Origin of the sequence: Rhodocyclus purpureus, assembly GCF_016653115.1 — a bacterium.
GTDB lineage: Bacteria > Pseudomonadota > Gammaproteobacteria > Burkholderiales > Rhodocyclaceae > Rhodocyclus > Rhodocyclus purpureus.
Genome location: NZ_NHRX01000022.1, coordinates 1 through 20,215, shown reverse-complemented (window position 1 = coordinate 20,215; position 20,215 = coordinate 1). Strand labels below are relative to the sequence as shown.

The window sequence follows — 20,215 nt, the reverse complement described above, 5'->3', positions numbered from 1 at the left end:
TTGCGGGCAAGATACCGGCACGGAAACTTCAGGAGTCTTGCGCGCCGGCGTGCCAGGCGCGGAGACGAGGCTGCTGCAAGCGGTGACGAGCAAGACGGAAAGGCACGTCGCCGGTTAGAATCCGGCGTCTTTCACTGCGTCTTTTACGGGATGACCGCCATGACCGACTGCGCCGCCGCACTGCAGAACCTTTCGCCCGCCACCGAAGCCGCCATCCTCGCCGAGGCGCTTCCCTACATCCAGCGCTTCCACGGCAAGACGATCGTCGTCAAGTACGGCGGCAACGCGATGACCGACGAGCATCTCAAGCAGTGCTTCGCGCGCGACGTCGTCCTGCTTTCGCTGGTCGGCATGAACGTCGTCGTCGTCCATGGCGGCGGTCCGCAGATCGAGAACATGCTCGGCCGCATCGGCAAGAAGGGTGAGTTCATCCAGGGCATGCGCGTCACCGACGCCGAGACGATGGAGATCGTCGAGATGGTGCTCGGCGGCCACGTGAACAAGGACGTGGTCAACCTGATCAACCACGCGGGTGGTCGCGCCGTCGGCCTCACCGGCAAGGACGGCCAGCTGATCCGCGCCAAGAAGCTGCTGCTCGCCGACCGCGAGAAGCCCGACGACATGATCGACGTCGGCCAGGTCGGCGACATCACGCACGTCGACCCGTCGCTGCTGCGCCACTTGAAGGAAGGCGGCTTCATCCCGGTGATCGCGCCGATCGGCGTCGGCAAGGAGGGCGAGACCTACAACATCAACGCCGACGTCGTCGCCGGCAAGATCGCCGAGGTGCTGAAGGCCGAGAAGCTCGTCCTGCTGACCAACACCGCGGGCGTGCTCGACCAGAACGGCGAGCTGATCACCGGCATCACGCCGCAGCAGATCGACGCGATGGTCGCCGACGGCTCGCTCTCCGGCGGCATGCTGCCGAAGATCGGCTCGGCGCTCGACGCCGCGCGCAACGGCGTCAAGAGCGTGCACATCATCGACGGCCGCGTCGAGCACGCGCTGCTGCTGGAAATCCTCACCGACCACGGCGTCGGCACGATGATCCGCTCGCACTGAGCGGCGCTTCATCCCGATCCAGCCTGACGACCTGAAGATGCCCGCAGCGACCGCGATCCAGCGCTGCGGGCCGCGCACCTGGCTGTTCGACCTCGACAACACCCTGCACGACGCCAGCGCACACATCTTCCCGCACATCAACCGGGCGATGACCGGCTACATCCGCGACCTGCTCGCGCTCGACGAGGCCGGTGCCTGCCAGCTGCGCCAGGCGTACTGGCAGCGCTACGGCGCGACCCTGCTCGGGCTGGTGCGGCACCACGGCGTCGATCCGGATCACTTCCTGGCCAGCACGCACGACTTTCCCGACCTGCGCGCCATGCTCGTCGTCGAACCCGGACTGCGCGCAGCGCTCTGCCGGCTGCCGGGGCGCAAGATCGTCTTTTCCAACGCGCCGCGCGTCTATGCCGAAGCGGTGCTCCGGCTTGCCGGCGTCGCCGACTGCTTCGACCGCCTGTACGCGATCGAGCAGCTGCATTACCAGCCGAAGCCGGCGCTGGCCGCGTTCCGCACGCTGCTCGCCCGCGAACAGCTCGAGCCGCGCCGCTGCATCATGGTCGAGGACACCGCGGCCAACCTCGCCGCGGCCAAACGGCTCGGCATGAAGACCGTGTGGGTGAGCCGGAGCCTGCGCCGCCCCCCCCAGGTCGACGTCCTCGTCCGCTCGGCGCTCGAGCTGCCGCGGCGGGCGGCCGGGCGGGCGGCCTGAGGCACACGGCCGGGGCTTCGCGGCACGGCGACGGTGTGCGCAGCGCCTTGGCGCGCGGGCACGGTCTCCCGGCCGGCGAGAGGAGTACAATGCGCGCCTTTCGCCGCCTGCGCGTAGCGCAGCCTCATCGATGTCGATCCCAGCTTCAGGGCGGGCAGCCGCAGCGCCGGTCGCTCCCGCACCAACCCGTTCCACCCACTTACCCCAGTTCCGCCGCCCCGAGCGCTTGATCGCGCCGCAGGAGTGTTCGCGATGAGCGCGCAGAAGATCGGCGAACGCTTTCCCTTCATCGACTTGCTCAAGGCCGTCGGCTCGCAACTGATCGTGCTGCATCACCTCGCGTTCTACGGGCCGATGTCGGACTTCGCGCACGAACTCGCGCCCGCACTGATCGAGTGGCTGTCCGACTACGCGCGCATCGCGGTGCAGCTCTTCCTCGTCGTCGGTGGCTTCCTCGCCGCGCGCAGCCTCGCCCCCGAAGGCATCCTGCGCAGCAGCACGCCGCTGTCGCTGGTCGGCCGCCGCTACCTGAAGCTCGTGATTCCCTACCTCGCGGCGATCGGCATCGCCATCGTCTGCTCGGCGATCGCGCGCGCCTGGATGACTCACGACTCGATCCCCGCAGCGCCGGCCGTGCTCCAGTTCCTCGCGCACGCGCTGCTGCTGCACGGCATCCTCGACATCGACTCGCTGTCGGGCGGCGTCTGGTACGTCGCCATCGACTTCCAGCTATTCCTGCTGCTGCTCGGGCTGCTCTGGCTGGCGCAGCAGGTCGCCGGGCGGCAGGCCAGCGCCGCGCGGATCGGCGCCGCGCTGGTGCTCGCACTCGTCTGCGCCTCGCTCTACTTCTTCAACCGCGACGCCGGCTGGGACGACTGGGGACTCTACTTCTTCGGCGCCTACGGGCTCGGTGCGCTCACCTGGTGGGCGTCGGCGCGTCCCAGGGCACTGCTCTGGCTCGGCGCGCTGGCGCTCCTCGTCGTCGGCGCGCTGCTCGTCGATTTCCGCTCGCGCATCGAGGTCGCACTCGCCGTCGCGCTGGCGCTCGGTCTCGCCCGGCGCAGCGGCAGCATCGAGAACTGGCCGCTCGGCGGCATCGGCGGCGCGCTCGCCGGCTACTTCGGCAAGATCTCGTACTCGGTCTTCCTGCTCAACTTCCCGGTGATCCTGGTCTGCAACTCGGCGTTCGCCCACTTCGGCTACGCCGACCCGGTGGCCGGCGCCTGGGGAATGCTCGCCTGCTGGATCGCCTGCAACCTCGCCGGCGCGGCGTTCTTCAACCTCGTCGAGAACCGCACGCGCGAGTGGCAGGCACGCATCGTCCAGCCCTTCTCCGCCGGCTGGCGCCTCATCAGCCGCTGACGATCATCGCCTGCTCCGACAGGCAAGGCCGTGAAACGCGCCCATTCGCGGCTGCCGCCGCTCCCACGAAAAGCACTTCCGTAACAAGCTGTCGTCGGAGGGCCGTCAGGCCCGAATCAATGTCCTTCCGGGCTGGAGCTTGCCCTCCGCCGGTCAGGGTGAACGAAAAAACGCCCCGTGCGCGCTGCCGCGCACAGGGCGTTTTCCTGTTCTGGTGGCGATCAGGCGCCCTTCAGCCACTCCGCCGCGTCGAGCGCGAAGTAGGTGAGGATGCCGTCGCAGCCGGCGCGCTTGAACGAGAGCAGCGCTTCGAGCACGACCGCCTTCTCGTCGAGCCAGCCGTTCTGCGCGGCGGCCTTCAGCATCGCGTATTCGCCGCTGACCTGATAGGCGTAGGTCGGCACCTTGAACTCGTCCTTGACGCGACGGACGATGTCGAGATACGGCATGCCCGGCTTGACCATGACCATGTCGGCACCTTCGGCCAGGTCGAGCGCGACTTCGCGCAGCGCCTCGTCGGTGTTGGCCGGGTCCATCTGGTAGGTGTACTTGTTGCCCTTGCCGAGGTTGCCGGCCGAACCGACCGCATCGCGGAACGGGCCGTAGAACGAGGACGCGTACTTCGCCGAGTAGGCGAGGATGCGCGTGTAGATCTGCCGGTCGCCGTCGAGTTCGGCGCGGATGCGCGCGACGCGGCCGTCCATCATGTCCGACGGCGCGACCACGTCGGCGCCAGCGCGCGCGTGCGTAAGCGCCTGCTTGGCCAGCGCTTCGAGCGTCTCGTCGTTGAGCACGTAGCCACGCGGGTCGGCGGGGTCGATCAGCCCGTCCTGGCCGTGGCTGGTGTAGGGATCGAGCGCGACGTCGGTGATGACGCCGAGTTCGGGAAACTCCTTCTTCAGCGTCGCGACGACGCGCGGAACGAGGCCGTCGGGATTCCATGCCTCCTCGGCGCCCAGCGTCTTGTACTGGGCGTCGATCACCGGGAACAGCGCCAGCGCCGGGACGCCGAGCTTCAGCGCGCGCTCGGCGGTCTTCAGGAGGAGGTCGAGGCTCTGCCGCTCGACGCCGGGCATCGAGGCGACCTTCTCGACGCGCTTCTCGCCGTCGAGGACGAAAACGGGATAGATGAAATCGTCGGCGGTGAGCACCGACTCGCGCATCAGCCGGCGCGAGAAATCGTCGCGGCGCATGCGGCGCATGCGGGTTGCGGGAAAACTTCCATTCGGGATATTCGTAGTCATCGATCGACCTGTCATTTACCTGGGTTGAACACGCCGGCAGCCGGATTGGCAGCTTGCCGGAACTTTCTTCGCACACCCATGCTCTCAAGCGGCAGATGGCTCGCGCCGTCTCCCGCTTTACCTCCCTGAGCGGGTGCCTTAAGGCCCTTAAGGCTCCTTCGCCCCCGGTCGGTCTCCTGCCGGGGGTTTTTTTGTCTAGGGTGTCAGCGGCTGCTTCCGGTGCGCGCGCTCCAGCCCTGTGCCGAGCGCTTGCGCGGACGCGCCTTCTTTTCGGTGCGCGGCGCCGGCGGCGGCGCTTTTGCCGGGACCGGTTCGAGTCCGAACCAGCCGCCGAGCACCGCTTCCGCGGTATCGACGCCTTCCTTCTTCAGGCTCGAGAAGAGCTGCACCGTGCACCGTCCGGCGAAGTCCGCGTCGCCGATCCGGCGCAGGCACTCCTGCATCCCGCTCATCGCGCGCGCCTGCTCGTTGCGCGTCAACTTGTCCGACTTGCTGAGCAGGATGTGCACCGGCTTGCCGGTCGGCGCGAACCAGTCGAGCATCTGCTCGTCGAGTTCGGTCAGGAGATGGCGGCTATCGACGATCAGCACCATGCCGAGGAGCGTGCTGCGAAAGCGCAGATAAGGCGCAAGCAGGCCGTCCCACTGCTCGCGGATCTCGCCCGGCGCCTTGGCGAAACCGTAGCCGGGCAGATCGACGAGGTAACGCCCCTCGTCGAGGCTGAAGAAATTGAGATGCTGCGTGCGCCCCGGCGTCTTCGAGACGAAGGCCAGCCGCGAATGGTTGGCGAGCGTGTTGATCGCCGAGGACTTGCCGGCATTGGAGCGTCCGGCGAAGGCGATCTCGCCGACGGAATCGATCGGCAGGTCGCTGAGGCGGGCGACGGTCGTATGGAAGACCGCCTTCTGGAAGAGGGGCATGATGAATGGAGCGGTTCGCCCGGAAAGCAAAGTGTTATAGAATACCAGCTTTATTGAATCCCTTCTCTGGCCTCTGGTCCGTCAATAGGAGTTTGGACATGATCCGTACCACGGCGCTCGCGGTTCTCCTCGCCGCCAGCATTCCGGCCTTCGCCAACGAAGCCGCCAAGCCAGCTGTCGATCTGGCGAAAGCCAAGGAGATTGCCAGCAACGTCTGCGTCGCCTGCCACGGAGCAGACGGCAACAGCGTGATCCCGGCCTATCCGATCCTCGCCGGACAAGGCGCTGACTACATCACCAAGCAGCTCGGCAACTTCAAGACCATGGTCCGCAACAACCCGATCATGTTCGGCATGTCGGCCACGCTCAGCGACGAGGACATGAAGAGCCTCGGCGTCTACTTCAGCCAGCAGCCGCGCACCGTTGCCGTCGCCCCGCGTGACGAAGCGGTCGTCGCCCAAGGCAAGAAGCTCTGGCAACGCGGCGACTTCGAGCGCGGCGTTCCCGCCTGCTCCGGCTGTCACGGCCCGACCGGCGCCGGCCTGCCCGCGATGTTCCCGCGCCTGGCTGGACAGCATCCCGATTACACGCAAGCGCAGCTGACGATCTTCCGCAGCGGCGAACGCGCCAACGACCCGGCCAAGATGATGCGCATGATTGCTGCCAAGCTCTCCGACGAGCAGATGCGTGCAGTCGCCGACTACATGGCCAGCGTCAAGTAATGCGGCCAAGTCAATCGGCACCCAGATAGGGCGGCTTCGGCCGCCCTTTTTCATTGCTGCTCGTCGCCGCAAGGCAGCAAGAATTCATTCGGGCCTGCCGGCCCTCCCACGACAGGTCGGTGCCGTGAGCGTTTTTCGTGGGAGCAGCGGTAGCCGCGAAAGAGCGCGTTTCATGCCATGGGGGGAGGAACGTCGCCATGAGCGTTACCTTGAAACTGCGAAGGGACGAAGCAAAGACGCTGCCCGGAGCAACAGCCCGTCATCGCGAGCCCGAAGGGCGTGGCGATCCAGTGCGTGGGGCTGATATCGCGTCGCCCGTAGATAGCTGGAAAGGGCGAGGAGACAGAAGAACGAACTGGATTGCCACGGCGCTACGCGCCTCGCAATGACGGCGCTGAAGCGAATGGCTGTGTTTCAGGTCGGGTTATCGTGGAACAATTTCGTTAGCCATCAGCCGACCTGATCTGCGGAAGCCGTCGCGACCAACAGCGCGTCATCGCGAGCCCGCAGGGCGTGGCGATCCAGTGCGGGCTGCTCGAGGCCGCACAACTGGAAGAGCGCACTGGATTGCCACGGCGCTACGCGCCTCGCAATGACTGCAGCAAATGGCTGCGTTTCATGCTCAGGAATGGCACGACTCGCCATGATCGTTGGCGCAGCGCAACTCGACGCGAAAGCCGGAGTTTCAAGTCAGGTATAGCGTCAGCGGAACTTGATGATCGCGCGGCCGTCAGCGGTCTGTTTCGGCTCGGCGCGCCAGGCGTGGCCGTAGATCACTTCGAGGGTGGCGGGCAGCCTGCCGTCCTGGCGCAGGCGTTCGCAGGCGGCGACGAAACGCTCGCCGGCAGCGCGGGAAGAGAGGCCGCGCTGGCGCCCGCGCAGGGCGCAGCCGCCGCCGGCGCGCAGGTCGCGCAGCAAGTCCTCGGTCGACGCATAGGTCAGCGTCAGCACCTCCATGTCGAGCACCGGGTCGGCGAAGCCGGCGGCGACGAGCATGTCGCCCAGGTCGTGCATGTCGATGAAGCGATGGGTATGCGAATCCGCATGGCCCGGCAGCCCGGCGCAGGCCGCGCGCAGTTCCTTCAGCGTGTCGGGGCCGAAGGTCGAGAACTGCAGCAGGCCGCCGTTCTCGAGGACGCGGTGCGCCTCGGCGAACGCCGGGCGCGGGTCGTCGAGCCAGTGCAGCATCAGGTTCGACCAGACGAAGCCGACCGATCCCCTCGCCAGCGGCAAGGCCGAGGCGTCGGCGGCGAGCAGGGAGGCGCGCGCGCGGCGCAGGAAGGGCAGCAGCCAGGCGTGGCGCGTCTGCGCGCGCCGCGCCCGGTCGAGCATCGCCGGCGTCAGGTCGGCGCCGATCAACTGGGCGCGCGGATAGCGCTCGTGCAGCGCGGCGAGGCTGGCGCCGGTGCCGCAGCCGAGGTCGAGGATGCGCGCGGGGTCGAGGCGGACCGGATCGAGGCGCTCGAACATGCGCCGCGCGATCTCGCGCTGGGCGATGGCGAAGTCCTCGTAGCCGGCGGCGGCGCGCGTGAAGTTCTGCTGCACGCGCCGCCGGTCGATCGCGGCGGAACTCAAATCGCGGACAGTCCGATCCGGGCGAACAGCGCCTGGTCGCGCTCGGCGTCGGCGTTGTCGGTGGTCAGCAGACGCTCGCCGTAGAAGATCGAGTTGGCGCCGGCGAAGAAGCACATCGCCTGCAACTCGTCGGACATGCCCTGACGGCCGGCCGAGAGGCGGACGAAGCTCTTCGGCATCGCGATGCGCGCGGCGGCGATGGTGCGCACGAACTCGAACACGTCGATCGCCGGCGCGTCGGCCAGCGGCGTTCCCGGGATCGGCTGCAGATGGTTGATCGGCACCGACTCGGGCTGCGGCGCCATCGCCGCCAGTTGCGCGAGCAGCGCGGCACGGTCGCGGCGAGATTCGCCCATGCCGACGATGCCGCCCGAACAGACCTTGAGGCCGGCACCGCGCACGCGGCCGAGCGTCTCGACGCGGTCGCTCTGCTGGTGCGTGCTGACGATCTTGATGTAATGCTCGGCCGAGGTGTCGAGGTTGTGGTTGTAGTAGTCGAGACCGGCTTCCTTCAGGGCCTCGGCCTGGCCCTCCTTGAGCATGCCCAGGGTGACGCAGGTTTCCAGTCCGAGCGCCTTGACCGCGCTGACCATCTCGGCGACCTTCTCCAGGTCCTTGTCCTTCGGCGAGCGCCAGGCGGCGCCCATGCAGAAGCGCGAAGCGCCCTGCTCCTTGGCGGCGCTCGCCGCGGCGACGACTTCGTCGACCGAGAGCAGTGCTTCGCGCTTGGTCTCGCCCTCGTGGTGCGCCGACTGCGAGCAGTAGCCGCAGTTTTCGCCGCAGCCGCCGGTCTTGACCGAAAGCAGCGCCGAGCGTTGAATGTCGTTCGGGTTGAAGTTCGCGCGATGCACGCTGTGCGCGCGGAACAGCAGGTCCATCAGCGGCAGTTCGAAGAGCGCCTCGATCTCGGCGGTGCTCATGGTTTGCGACGGGGTCGTGTCGTCCGCCGAGGCAAGGACAAGGTCGGCCGCGAGCGCGGCGGCGGGAGCAAGGTCGTTCATGGCATCATTCTGACGAAGGATCCGGCCGCGGGATGCGCCGGAAAAAGGCCCCGGCCACAAGCCGGAGAGCCGCGCATTATCATCGATTTCCGGGTGGCGATGGGAGGATTCGAGTGCACGAAGGAACGCACCGGGGACTGCCCCAAACGCTGGCGCAGGCGCGGCGACTGCTCGACGCGCTGCTCGCCGAGGACTGCCTGCTCTGCGGCGCCGGCAGCGGCAACGCTCCGCTGTGCCCGGCCTGCAGCGCCGAACTGCCACTGCTGCCGGCGGCCTGCTGCCCGCAGTGCGCCTTGCCGACGCCCGCCGGCGAGCGTTGCGGGCGCTGTCTCGCGCACCCGCCGCACTTCGACGCGACCCTCGCGCTGCATCCCTACGCCTTCCCGGTGGACGTGCTGATCCACGCCTTCAAGTACGAGCACCGGCTGGCGCCGGGCGCCTGGTTCGGCCGCGAACTGGCGTGTAAGGCGGCGCAGCTTGAAGCCGACCTGGTCGTCCCCTTGCCGCTGCACGCGGCGAGATTGCGCGAGCGCGGCTTCAACCAGGCACTGGAACTGGCGAAGGTGGTCGCGCGGGCGCGCGGCTGGCCGCTCGACGCGAGCGTCTGCCGGCGCCAGCGGCCGACCTCGATCCAGGCGACGCTGCCGTGGCGCGAGCGCGCACACAACATGAAGAATGCCTTCCACTGCGTCCGTGACCTGTCCGGACTGAAGGTCGTGCTCGTCGACGACGTGATGACCACCGGCGCCTCGCTCGACGAGTGTGCGCGCACGCTCAAGCTGCACGGCGCGGCCAGCGTCACCGCGTTGGTCGTCGCACGCGCCCTGCCGCCGACGGCAGATCCCGGAGCCAGCCTGCCCGGCGATCGCGGCCCGGTCGCCGGGTGATCGTCCCGGAAAGACTGCCGGCCAAGAAATACACGAAAAAACACGAACTCGTCGACACGGCTTGACGCCGAGAAGACCTCTCCGATGGGTCGAACCCCAAACGGCTGCCCCCATTTCGTGGCTTTCGTGTTTTTCGTGGCTGAAAAGAGGCGTCGAGGATCATCACCAGCCGCGGAAAATTTCGCGTTTTCCGGCAAGGCTGGCTATCCTGCGCGCTGACCGCGGCTGGCGCGGTCCCTACTCATCCCTGCCCCCGAGAAAATGTTTGCCGTCGTCCTCTATCAGCCCGAGATTCCGCCGAATACCGGCAACGTCATCCGCCTGTGCGCCAATACCGGCGCCGAGCTCCATCTCGTCGAACCGCTGGGTTTCCGCTGGGAGGATAAGCAACTGAAGCGCGCCGGGCTCGACTATCACGAGTTCGCGCGCGTCTTCCGCCACCCCGACTGGGCGGCAGCCAGGCAGGCACTGGCCGGGCGGCGCCTGTTCGTGCTCAGCACCAAGGGCGGCGAACGCCCCGACCGGACCCGCTTCCAGGCGGACGACGCGTTCCTCTTCGGCCGCGAAAGCAGCGGCCTGCCGGACGAGGTGATGGCCGAGTTCCCGCCCGAGCGGCGGCTACGCCTGCCGATGCGCCCCGGTCAGCGCAGCCTCAACCTCTCCAACGCCGTCGCCGTCACCGTCTTCGAAGCCTGGCGGCAGCACGACTTCATGGGGGCAGGATGAATCCTGCTGCCCCATTTTCGTTCAGTTGACTTCCAGCAGGCTCTCGTCCCAGCAGGCGTGCGCCTCGAAGCCGAGCAGGTTGGCGGTGGTCGCGGCGATGTTCGACAGCCCCGCCCCCGGCACTTGCTTGAGGCCCAGGCGGCCGCCGCTGACCTTGTCGTAGAGGATCAGCGGCACCGGGTTCAAGGTGTGCGCGGTCTTCGCCTTGAAGCTGCCGTCCTTGTTGGTGGCCGGCTGCTTGGTCTTCTTGTCGAGTTCGAACATCTCGTCGGCGTTGCCGTGGTCGGCGGTGATCAGCGCGACGCCGCCGGCCGCGGCGATCGCCGGCAGCAGCCGGGAGAGCGCGAGGTCAACGGCCTCGATCGCCATCGTCGCCGCGCGGAAGTTGCCGGTGTGGCCGACCATGTCGCCGTTGGCGAAGTTGCAGCGCAGCGTGCGGTACTGGCCCGAGGCGAGCGCGGCGATCATCGCGTCGGCGATCTCGGCGGCCTTCATCCACGGCCGCTGCTCGAAGGGGACGACGTCGCTCGGCACTTCCTGCCAGGTCTCGCCGGCGAACTTGCCCGAGCGGTTGCCGTTCCAGAAATAGGTGACGTGGCCGAATTTCTGCGTCTCCGAGCAGGCGAACTGGGCGATGCCGCTCTTGCTGAACCACTCGCCCATGGTGTTGGCGATCGCCGGCGGCGGCACCAGGAAGCGCTTGGGCAGTTGCAGGTCACCGTCGTACTGCAGCATGCCGGCGTAGGTCACATGAGGAACGCGGACACGGTCGAACTGGGCGAAATCGGACTCTTCGAAGGCGCGCGTGATCTCGATCGCGCGGTCGCCGCGGAAATTGAAGAAGACGACCGCGTCACCGTCCTCGATGGTGCCGAGCGGACGACCATCCTCGGCGATGACGAAGGGCGGCAGGTCCTGGTCGATCGTTCCCGGATTCTGGGCACGCAGGCCCTCGACCGCGGCGACGGCGTCGGCGAACTGCGGCCCCTCGCCGAGCACGTGCGTGCGCCAGCCCTTCTCGACCATCGGCCAGTTGGCGTCGTAGCGATCCATGGTGATGTTCTGGCGGCCGCCGCCCGAGGCGATGCGCGCGTCGAAGCCATCGCTGCTGACCTCCTTGAGGAAGGCCTCGAAGGGGACGAGGTAGTCGAGCGCGCTGGTCTCGGGCACATCGCGGCCGTCGAGCAGCACATGCACGCGCACGCGGCGCACGCCTTCGGCCTTGGCCTGGACGATCAGCGCGCGCAGGTGGTCGATGTGGCTATGCACGTTGCCGTCGGAGAAGAGGCCGATGAAATGCAGAGTCCCCGGCTGGCTGCCGTTGCCGTGCAAGGCCGCAGCGACGACCTGCCGCCATGCCTCGCCCTGCCAGATGCTGCCGTCGGCGATCGCGTTGGCAACAAGCGCCGCGCCCTGGCTGTAGACCTGGCCGGCGCCGAGCGCGTTGTGGCCGACTTCGGAGTTGCCCATGTCGTCGTCGGAGGGCATGCCGACCGCGGTGCCATGCGCGCGCAGGACGACGTGCGGGCATTCGGCGAACAGGCGGTCCAGCGTCGGCTTGCGCGCCGCGGCGATCGCGCTGGCGGCGTCGTTGGCAGCGATTCCGTAACCGTCGAGAACGATGGTCACGACCGGTCCGGGCACGCCCGGGAAGTTGGAGAGCTTGTTCAGCATGATGTGTCCGCGTTGACTGATTGGAGAATGGGGCGCGCTCAGAGCACTTCGTCCTTCGGATCGCGCTGCAGCAGTTGCTCGACGGCCGTCGCCGCGGCCACGCCGTGGTGCAGGATCGCGTCGACCGCCTGCGTGATCGGCATGTCGATGCCGAGCTCGCGCGCACGGCGGGCGACTTCGCGCGCGGTGCCAACGCCTTCGGCGACGTGGCCGAGGTCGGCGAGGATCTGTTCGAGCGTGTGCCCCTGCGCCAGCGCCAGGCCGACGCGGCGGTTGCGCGACAGGTCGCCGGTACAGGTGAGCATCAGGTCGCCCATCCCGGCCAGCCCCATGAAAGTCTGCTGGCGGCCGCCGAGGGCGAGGCCGAAGCGGGCGATCTCGGCAAGCCCGCGCGTGATCAGCGCGGCGCGCGCGTTGTGGCCGAAGCCGAGTCCGTCGCAGATGCCGGCGGCGATGGCCATCACGTTCTTGACGGCGCCACCGACCTCGACGCCGACGAGATCGTCGCTGGCATAGACGCGCAGGCGCGGCAGGTGCAGTTCGCGCGCGATGCGCCGGGCGAACTCGATGTCGCGCGAAGCCAGGGTCACCGCGGTCGGCAATCCCTGCGCGACTTCCTCGGCGAAGCTCGGCCCCGACAGCGCGGCGCAGGGGAAATCCTCGCCCATTTCCTCGGCGACGACACGGTGCGGCAACTTGCCGCTGCTGCCCTCGAGCCCCTTGCACACCCAGACCAGCGGAACGGTCGAGCCGAGCTGGCGCAGCGCCAGCAGGGTGCTGCGCAGGCCGGCCAGCGGCGCGGCGACAAGCAACAGCTCGGCGCCGCGCACGGCAGCCGCCAGATCGCCTTCGATCGCCAGCGCGTCGGGCAGCCGGTGCCCCGGCAGGAAACGGCGATTCTCGCGCAGGTCACGCATGTCGCCGACGACATCGGCTTCGCGCGCCCACAGGGTGACCTGATGCCGGCCGCAGAATGCGGCGGCCAGCGCGGTCCCCCAGGCGCCGGCGGAAACGACGGTAATTTTCATGTGCTGCAAGCTTCCCTGATTACAGACCCCAGACCTGGTTGGCGCGGACGAAACCGGTCTGGCCATCGGCGTGGCGGACTTTCGCCCAGCCTCCCGGCACGGCCTCGACCAGTTCGAGCCAGACGCCCTTGTCGGCCTCGAAGGCCAGCGCTGCCGACTCCTGCGCGGCCTGCCGGATCGTCGCCCGCGGCGCGCTGACGATCAGCGTGCGCCGCTGGACGAGGTGCTTCTTTTCGATCCACGCCAGCCCGCCCTCGGCATCGCGCACCTTGGCCCAGCCTTCGATGCTGACGACGATCTCGACCGGCGTCCCACGCCGGACCACGAACAGACGCTTCCCATTCATCGATGGTGCGTCGTAGAGGATCGCCGGCGTGTCGACGCTGCGAAATTCCAGCGCCAGCGCCGGCAGCGCCGTGCTCGCGGCGAGCATGGCCGCGCCGAGAGCGATGAACCCGCGCAGTGTCATGGTCGCGATCCCCGGCGGAGCAGCTTACTGGGGCGTCTGCGCGGCGGCCGCGGCGCGCTCCTGCTCCAGACGCTGGAAGTAGAGCGTCTCGAAGTTCACGGGCTGCAGGATCACCGGCGCGAAACCGGCGCGGATCACCGCGTCGGAGATCACTTCGCGAACGTAGGGGAAGAGGATGTTCGGGCAGCCGATCGACAGCAGCGGATTCATGTCTTCCTGCGGGACGTTGCGCACGCGGAAGATGCCGGCCTGGGCGGCCTCGACCAGAAAGGCCGTCTGCTCGCCGATGCGCGCGGTGGCGGTCACCGTCAGCACCACCTCGAACACTTCCTCGTTGAGCGCCTCGGCGCCGCTCTGCATCTGGATGGTGATTTCCGGCGCATTCTGCTCAAGAAAGATCGCGGGCGCGTGCGGCACTTCGACCGACAGATCCTTGACGTACAGCTTCTCGATCGAAAAAACCGGGGCTTCCTGTTCGCTCATGGTGGGGACTCTCGCTGGGGGTTGATCAGAAGAAAGGACAAGGGGTGAGGGCCGGACTCAGTTCCCGGCCAGCAGCGGCAGCAGGCCGCCGGCGCGGTCGAGGGCGACAAGATCGTCGCAGCCACCGACGTGGGTGTCACCGATGAAGATCTGCGGAACGGTGCGGCGTCCGCCGCTGCGCTCCAGCATCTCCTCGCGCCGCCCGGGATCGAGATCGACGCGAACCTTCTCGATCTCGGTGACGCCGCGCTGGCGCAGCAGTTGTTCGGCACGCACGCAGTAGGGACAGACGGCGGTCGCGTACATGACGACCTTGCGGGTGATGGTATCGCTCACTTCTTGTTTCCTTTCTTGAGCGGCAAGCCGGCATCGGTCCATGCCGCCTGACCGCCGGCGAGGTTATGCACCTTGGTGAAACCGGCCTTGGCGAATTGCGCGCAGGCGCCGCCCGAACGTGCGCCCGACTGGCAGACGACGATCAGCGGCTTTTCCTTGAACTTCTCGAGTTCGCCGAGGCGCTCGCCAAGCTTGGCCAGCGGGATGTTGCGTGCTTCGGGCAGGTGGCCGGCGGTGTATTCGCCGGGCTCGCGCACATCGACGATGATCGCGTCCTCGCGGTTGATGAGCAGGGTCGCCTCCTGCGGCGTGACGTCCTTGCCGGCACCGGGTCGACGGATGAAGGTCGCCAGCAACATGACACCGCTGGTGACGGCGATGGCGACGAGAAGGATGTTTTGCTGAATGAATTCCAAGCGAAGCTCCACGAACAACGGTCAATCGGAGAAAGGGGGCGCAACGACCAAGGCCGGTGCAGCGGGACTCTGCCCGGGCGACTGCGACCGCCGCACCGACGGCGGGCAGCGCTCAGCAGTGCTGCGGGATGCCGCAGAAAACCTCGCGCATCATGCCGATCAGTTGCAGGGTGCGCGCGTCACCGACGCGATAATAGACGCGATTGGCGTCCTTGCGGGTGAGCAGCACGCCTTTATCGCGCAGGATCGCCAGATGCTGCGAGATGTTGCTCTGCGACGTGCCGACCGCATCGACGATCTCCTGCACACAAGCCTCCTGATCGCCGATGACGCAGAGAATCTTCAGGCGCAGCGGGTGCGACATCGACTTCAGCGCACGCGCCGCCTGCTCGATATGCTCCTGTTTTTCGATCAGATTGATTCGCGTGGCCACTGAGGGAAGTCTCGTTAAAGGGTTCGATCCATTATAAAATAATTCGCTAGCGCGCAGTGCGCAGAGCGGTGGCATGCCTCTCGCCTGCTGCAGCAGGCACGGCGCCCTGCGCCCCACCTTCCCGTCTCACTGCGGCGCGCGAGCGCTGCGCCGCCGCCCTCTCCCCGCCCCCAGGACCGCCCCGAAGCCATGAACATGATCGCACTGCCGCGCGCACGTGTCGGCACGCTCGCCGGCTTCGTCTGCACCTGCGTCGGCAGCGTCCTGCTCGCGCTCACGCCAGCAACCGCCGCGGCCGCACGCCAGAACCCGCCACCGGCCAGCGAAGTCGCCGAAAAGCGCAGCGACCTCAAGGAGATGCGCGAGCAGATCGAGACGATGCGCAAGCAGCTGGCCGCCGCCGAGGAATCGCGTGCCGACGCCGCCGACCAGCTGAAGGACACCGAGCGCGGGATTTCGGCGCTGCAGCGCGAACTGCACGAACTCGCCGAGCAGCGCGGCGAACTGCTGGCGCTGATGGCGCGCATGGCGGTGCAATCGCGCGAACTCGAAGGCCGCCTCGCCGGCCACCAGCAACAACTTGAAGAACTCGTCCGCCGCCAGTACCGCCAGGGCGAACCGGACCTGCTGCGCCTCTTGCTCAACGGCGACGACCCGAGCCAGACCGCGCGCGACCTGCGTTATCTCAGCGCCATCGGCCGGGCGCGCAGCGAACTCCTGCAGCAGATCAGCAAGGCGATCGAGGAGAAACAGGCGCTCGCCGCCGATACGCGCGAACGCGCCGCCGAGTTGAGCGCGGTCGAAGCCAAGCAGCAGGAACGGCGCGCGTCGCTGGTGCAGCGACGCGCGGAACGCAAGCAGGCGCTGGACAAGATCTCGGCGCGCATCGCCCAGCAGCGCAAGGAAATCGGCGCCAAGGAACGCGATGAACGCCGCTTGAGCCAACTGGTCGCGCAACTCACCAAGATCATCGCCGCGCGCCCGGCACCGCGGCGCGAGCCCGCCCCGGTCGAACGCCCGAAGCGCGAAAAGCCCGAAAAGCCCGCGCGCGAGCGCACGCCGCAGGCCCCGGAAGTCGTCAACGAGCGGCTGCCGGAAGCGCAGGCGCACAGCGTGTTCGCGCGCCTCAAGGGCGATCTGCGACTGCCGGTGAAAGGCGTCATCAGCGGCCGCTTCGGCAGCAGCCGGCCCGAGGGCGGCACCTGGAAGGGACTGTTCATCCGCGCCGCCTCAGGCACGCCGGTACGCGCGATCGCCAACGGTCGCGTCGTCTTCGCCGACTGGATGCGCGGCTTCGGCAACCTCCTGATCGTCGATCACAGCGACGGCTATCTGTCGATCTACGGCAACAACGACGCGCTGCTCAAGCAGGTCGGCGACGTCGTGCGCAGCGGCGACACCATCGCCGCCGTCGGCGACAGCGGTGGCATACCGGAATCGGGTTTATACTTCGAGCTTCGCCAGCAGGGGCAGGCGCTCGACCCGATGAAATGGGTCAGCACCCGCTGACCGGGCATCAGGACATTGGAGTGCAGGGCATGGGCAATTGGAAAAAGGCCGGGTTGATCACCGCCGGTTTTGTCGGCGGCGCGGCAGTCAGCCTGGCGCTGACGGTCTTCGCCGACAAGGACGTGCGTACCGGTCTGCCGATCGAGGAATTGCGCACCTTCGCCGAGGTATTCAACGCGATCAAGCAGGGCTACGTCGAGCCGGTCGATGACAAGACGCTGATCAACAACGCGATCAGCGGCATGGTCGCCAACCTCGACCCGCACTCGGCCTACCTCGACGCGGACGCCTACAAGGAACTGCAGGTCGGCACGCAGGGCGAATTCGGCGGTCTCGGCATCGAGGTCGGCATGGAGGACGGGCTGGTCAAGGTCGTTTCGCCGATCGAGGACACCCCGGCCGACCGCGGCGGCATCAAGAGCGGCGACCTGATCTTCAAGCTCGACGACACGCTGGTCAAGGGACTGACCCTGACCGACGCGGTCAAGCGCATGCGCGGCAAGCCGAAGACGCCGATCAAGCTCGGCATCATCCGCAAGGGCGAATCGAAGCCGATCGAGATCACGCTGATCCGCGAAGTGATCAAGGTGCAGAGCGTCAAGTCCAAGCTGGTCGAACCGGGGTTCGGCTACCTGCGCATCACCTCCTTCCAGGAAAATACCGTCCCGGCGCTGGTCAAGCATCTCAACGACCTGTACAAGCAGGGACCGCTGAAGGGCCTGGTGCTCGACCTGCGCAACGACCCGGGCGGTCTGCTCAACGGCGCGGTCGGCGTCTCCGCCGCCTTCCTGCCGGAAAAGACGCTGGTCACCTCGACCGACGGGCGCACCGAAGACGCCAAGCACCAGTTCTTCACGACGCCGGAAGACTACCTGCGCGGCACGCGCGACGACCCGATCCGCGACGTTCCCGCCGAAGCGCGCAAGACGCCGATGGTGGTGCTGGTCAACGGCGGCTCGGCCTCGGCTGCCGAAATCGTCGCCGGCGCGCTGCAAGACCACAAGCGCGCGATCGTCCTCGGCTCGCCGACCTTCGGCAAGGGCTCGGTGCAGACGGTGATGCCGCTGCCCGGCAAGACCGCGATCAAGCTGACCACCGCGCGCTACTACACGCCGTCGGGCCGCTCGATCCAGGCCAAGGGGATCGTTCCCGACATCCTGGTCGAGGAAAGCGCCAATGACGACCAGCGGCTGCGCGAGGCGAACCTCGACCGCCACCTGGCGAACGACAAGGACGGCGCTGCGACCAAGGAGCAGCCGAAGCCGCAGGCGATCAAGCCGGCGGCCAAGCCCAAGAACGGCGGCAAGGACGACGGCGACGAGAACGAATCGCCGCTGCGTGAACTCGCGTCGAAGAAGGACTTCGTCCTCAACCAGGCGCTGAACCTGCTGAAGGGTCTGCAGATCATGCAGACGCGTCAGTAAGCGCAGCCGCACCGCCGCTAAGCACCCCAACCGCCCGGCCGTGCAAGGACCGGGCGGTTTTTCTGACCAGCCGCCGCCCGCCCATCCCCTCCGAATCCAGGCCATGCGCGACGAAGAACTCCTTCGCTACAGCCGACACCTGCTGCTCGACGAGATCGGCGTCGAGGGACAACAACGCATCCTCGACGCACGCGTCCTCATCGTCGGCGCCGGCGGTCTCGGCTCGCCAGCAGCGCTCTACCTCGCCTCGGCCGGCGTCGGCACGCTCGTCATCGCCGACGGCGACACGGTCGACGCGACCAACCTGCAACGGCAGATCCTGCACCGCGCCGACCGCGTCGGCATGGCCAAGGTCGCATCGGCGAAGATCGCACTCGCCGAGATCAACCCCGAGGTCGTCGTCGAAACGATCGAGACGCGCCTCGAAGGCGAAGCGCTCGCCGCCGAGGTCGCCCGCGCCGACCTCGTCCTCGACTGCTGCGACAACTTCACGACGCGGCAGGCGATCAACCGCGCCTGCGTGCATGCACGCAAGCCCCTCGTCTCCGGCGCCGCGATCCGCTTCTCCGGCCAACTCGCCGTATTCGATATGCGCCGCGCCGACGCGCCGTGCTACGAGTGCCTCTTCCCCGAAGGCGAGGAAGTCGACCCGCCGCGCTGCGCGACCACCGGCGTCTTCGCCCCGCTGACCGGCATCATCGGCTCGCTGCAGGCCGCCGAAGCCCTGCGCCTGATCGTCGGCTGCGGTGACGATCCGACCGGAAAGCTGCTGCGCTACGACGCGCTGCGGCTCGAGTGGCGCACTTCACGCTTCAAGCGAGATCCTGGCTGCGCGGTCTGCGGCGGCTGAAAGACCCCGGACCAGGAAGGTCCGCGCCTGGGCGGACGAAGAAGCCCTTCTTCAAATCCACAGGCTTTCCCGAAGAGAATTTAGCGCCGCGCACGGAGCATGCAGGCCGTATCGGCGCGCGGGTGCCAATGATTGACGCGGATGCGAGCGCACAAGCGGTCGAGCAGGCGGGGAGTTCCGAGGTAGGAACGGTGGACAGCTTATCCGACATGCTGGCATACTCACTATCGGATACTCTGAGCATATACAATAGCTTGGAACATATTAGCCGCTTATCCGTCAGCCGGATAAGATGTTCACTTCCCGCTTTAGTGGATACTTCACATTAGGCTTCTCTACCCATGCCCAGGGTTCACAGTCATTACGAGAATCTGAAGGTGGCGCGAGATGCGCCGCCGGAAGTTATTCGCGCTGCCTATCGGTCGCTTTCCCAGAAGTACCATCCAGACCGGAATCCGGGCGACAAAAATGCCAACAAGATCATGGCGATAATCAACTTGGCATTTGAGACTTTGTCAGACCCAGACAAGCGTCGTGAGCATGACAAATGGATTGCAAGAGAAGAAGCTATCGGTGGGGAATCTCAGCAGCAGCGTACCCGCCGCAGCGGAACGTTTACGGTTGATGAGGAGAAGCTACGCCAAGCGACGAAGCCACGCTCTTCCACTGATGAGGCCGGGAAGAACTTCGCCCGCGCCATACGCGACCCCAATATTTCCATAGCGAAGAAGTCATGGCTCATTCGCGCTCACGTGTTACGAAACTGGATTTGGTATGGCATCGCGGCGCTTGTCATCGTTGGCATTCTCGATGACAAGCCCAGGACACCGCCCCCCGGCCCCAAACCATACGTAGCGGCTCCGGCGCCGCCCGTCACAACCCCTACATACGTAAGGCCGGCCACCGCTCCAAATGGCGAGCCGTGGCCCCTTTCGCCGGGGTATGTCCGCGGATACAAGCGTCTAAATTCGAGCGGCTTATCTACAGTCACCATCGACAACAGCCAGAACGATTCCGATGTATTCGTTAAACTTGTCTCGTTGGACGGGCCAAATGCTTTCCCAGTCAGAACCTTCTATATCTCTGCCCACGGCACCTTCACGGTTAATCAGGTCACCGCCGGGAGCTATGACCTTCGCTACCGCGATCTAGGAACGGGCGGCTTGTCCCGTTCTGAGGCATTCACACTCGAAGAAATTTCTACATACAACGGCACGCAGTTCAGCAATATCACGATGACGTTGTACAAAGTACCTAAGGAAGCACTGATTTAATCGAAACCAGCCGACGCCTGCCGTCGGCAGCCGCTCTTTGAGATAATGACGCCCTGCCTCACGCTCGTGACCGACCATGCAAGCCACCTTCTCCGAACTTGAGTACAGCGC

21 protein-coding genes are annotated in these 20,215 nt (G+C 66.9%); 10 read left to right on the top strand and 11 right to left on the bottom strand.

Translation table 11 applies throughout. The features are described from left to right. Window positions 1–159: 159 nt before the first annotated feature. From argB to CCR84_RS04700, 3 genes are all read left to right on the top strand, one after another. Entirely contained in the window at window positions 160–1,062 is a 903-nt protein-coding gene (argB, locus tag CCR84_RS04710) for an acetylglutamate kinase (RefSeq protein WP_201210146.1), read from the top strand. A 37-nt stretch (window positions 1,063–1,099) separates the two neighbouring features. Further along, on the top strand, window positions 1,100–1,771 hold the full coding sequence (locus CCR84_RS04705; RefSeq protein WP_201210145.1) for a pyrimidine 5'-nucleotidase: 672 nt from the start codon (window positions 1,100–1,102) through the stop codon (window positions 1,769–1,771). Between the two features lie 252 nt (window positions 1,772–2,023). After that, the gene (locus CCR84_RS04700; protein WP_201210143.1) at window positions 2,024–3,133 is read left to right on the top strand and encodes an acyltransferase family protein; all 1,110 of its coding nucleotides are present in this window, start codon (window positions 2,024–2,026) and stop codon (window positions 3,131–3,133) included. Window positions 3,134–3,354: 221 nt separating this feature from the next. Here CCR84_RS04700 and hemB read toward each other — a convergent pair whose 3' ends face one another. Together hemB and yihA are read right to left on the bottom strand one after the other, a co-directional pair. After that, complete coding sequence (gene hemB, locus CCR84_RS04695; RefSeq protein ID WP_201210142.1) at window positions 3,355–4,377, bottom strand: porphobilinogen synthase; 1,023 nt, start codon at window positions 4,375–4,377, stop codon at window positions 3,355–3,357. A 203-nt stretch (window positions 4,378–4,580) separates the two neighbouring features. Beyond that, entirely contained in the window at window positions 4,581–5,297 is a 717-nt protein-coding gene (gene yihA, locus CCR84_RS04690; protein ID WP_201210141.1) for a ribosome biogenesis GTP-binding protein YihA/YsxC, read from the bottom strand. Between the two features lie 98 nt (window positions 5,298–5,395). Here yihA and CCR84_RS04685 point away from each other — a divergent pair, with 98 nt between their 5' ends. Further along, complete coding sequence (locus tag CCR84_RS04685) at window positions 5,396–6,019, top strand: c-type cytochrome (RefSeq protein WP_201210140.1); 624 nt, start codon at window positions 5,396–5,398, stop codon at window positions 6,017–6,019. A gap of 702 nt (window positions 6,020–6,721) precedes the next feature. Here CCR84_RS04685 and bioC read toward each other — a convergent pair. Then, complete coding sequence (gene bioC, locus CCR84_RS04680; protein WP_201210139.1) at window positions 6,722–7,594, bottom strand: malonyl-ACP O-methyltransferase BioC; 873 nt, start codon at window positions 7,592–7,594, stop codon at window positions 6,722–6,724. Further along, window positions 7,591–8,514, bottom strand: coding sequence for a biotin synthase BioB (gene bioB / locus CCR84_RS04675; RefSeq protein ID WP_242508544.1), 924 nt, complete (start codon window positions 8,512–8,514; stop codon window positions 7,591–7,593). Before bioB ends, bioC begins: the two co-directional genes overlap by 4 nt. A gap of 194 nt (window positions 8,515–8,708) precedes the next feature. On the opposite strand from bioB, the gene CCR84_RS04670 reads away from it, so the two are divergent. Both CCR84_RS04670 and CCR84_RS04665 read left to right on the top strand, forming a co-directional pair. Beyond that, window positions 8,709–9,482 carry a ComF family protein gene (locus tag CCR84_RS04670; protein ID WP_338052566.1) on the top strand — a complete coding sequence of 258 codons (774 nt, stop codon included), beginning with the start codon at window positions 8,709–8,711 and terminating at the stop codon, window positions 9,480–9,482. 261 nt (window positions 9,483–9,743) lie between these two features. After that, window positions 9,744–10,208: a tRNA (cytidine(34)-2'-O)-methyltransferase gene (locus CCR84_RS04665; protein WP_201210134.1), complete on the top strand. Its 465-nt coding sequence runs from the start codon at window positions 9,744–9,746 to the stop codon at window positions 10,206–10,208. 21 nt (window positions 10,209–10,229) lie between these two features. On the opposite strand, the gene gpmI is transcribed toward CCR84_RS04665, so the two are convergent. The 7 genes from gpmI to CCR84_RS04630 all read right to left on the bottom strand — a co-directional run bounded on the left by gpmI (window position 10,230) and on the right by CCR84_RS04630 (window position 15,122). Next, a complete protein-coding gene (gene gpmI / locus CCR84_RS04660) occupies window positions 10,230–11,882 on the bottom strand; it encodes a 2,3-bisphosphoglycerate-independent phosphoglycerate mutase (protein WP_201210133.1) in 1,653 nt (550 codons plus the stop codon). Between the two features lie 38 nt (window positions 11,883–11,920). Continuing rightward, the gene (locus CCR84_RS04655) at window positions 11,921–12,910 is read right to left on the bottom strand and encodes an NAD(P)H-dependent glycerol-3-phosphate dehydrogenase (protein WP_201210131.1); all 990 of its coding nucleotides are present in this window, start codon (window positions 12,908–12,910) and stop codon (window positions 11,921–11,923) included. A 19-nt stretch (window positions 12,911–12,929) separates the two neighbouring features. Then, the gene (locus CCR84_RS04650) at window positions 12,930–13,379 is read right to left on the bottom strand and encodes an SH3 domain-containing protein (protein WP_201210130.1); all 450 of its coding nucleotides are present in this window, start codon (window positions 13,377–13,379) and stop codon (window positions 12,930–12,932) included. A gap of 24 nt (window positions 13,380–13,403) precedes the next feature. Further along, window positions 13,404–13,862, bottom strand: coding sequence for a protein-export chaperone SecB (gene secB, locus CCR84_RS04645; RefSeq protein ID WP_201210129.1), 459 nt, complete (start codon window positions 13,860–13,862; stop codon window positions 13,404–13,406). Between the two features lie 57 nt (window positions 13,863–13,919). Further along, window positions 13,920–14,168, bottom strand: coding sequence for a glutaredoxin 3 (gene grxC / locus CCR84_RS04640; protein WP_201210164.1), 249 nt, complete (start codon window positions 14,166–14,168; stop codon window positions 13,920–13,922). A 26-nt stretch (window positions 14,169–14,194) separates the two neighbouring features. After that, window positions 14,195–14,614 (bottom strand): rhodanese-like domain-containing protein, encoded by a 420-nt coding sequence (locus CCR84_RS04635; RefSeq protein WP_201210128.1) that lies wholly within the window; start codon window positions 14,612–14,614, stop codon window positions 14,195–14,197. A gap of 112 nt (window positions 14,615–14,726) precedes the next feature. Continuing rightward, entirely contained in the window at window positions 14,727–15,122 is a 396-nt protein-coding gene (locus tag CCR84_RS04630; RefSeq protein WP_338052565.1) for an ArsR/SmtB family transcription factor, read from the bottom strand. A gap of 114 nt (window positions 15,123–15,236) precedes the next feature. Between CCR84_RS04630 and CCR84_RS04625 the strand changes: the two genes are divergently transcribed. From CCR84_RS04625 to CCR84_RS04610, 4 genes are all read left to right on the top strand, one after another. Then, window positions 15,237–16,556: a murein hydrolase activator EnvC family protein gene (locus tag CCR84_RS04625; protein ID WP_201210127.1), complete on the top strand. Its 1,320-nt coding sequence runs from the start codon at window positions 15,237–15,239 to the stop codon at window positions 16,554–16,556. A gap of 29 nt (window positions 16,557–16,585) precedes the next feature. Beyond that, a complete protein-coding gene (locus tag CCR84_RS04620; protein ID WP_201210126.1) occupies window positions 16,586–17,980 on the top strand; it encodes a S41 family peptidase in 1,395 nt (464 codons plus the stop codon). Window positions 17,981–18,083: 103 nt separating this feature from the next. Continuing rightward, the gene (locus CCR84_RS04615) at window positions 18,084–18,830 is read left to right on the top strand and encodes a HesA/MoeB/ThiF family protein (RefSeq protein WP_201210125.1); all 747 of its coding nucleotides are present in this window, start codon (window positions 18,084–18,086) and stop codon (window positions 18,828–18,830) included. Window positions 18,831–19,171: 341 nt separating this feature from the next. Continuing rightward, the gene (locus CCR84_RS04610; RefSeq protein WP_201210123.1) at window positions 19,172–20,104 is read left to right on the top strand and encodes a J domain-containing protein; all 933 of its coding nucleotides are present in this window, start codon (window positions 19,172–19,174) and stop codon (window positions 20,102–20,104) included. Window positions 20,105–20,215: the final 111 nt, after the last annotated feature.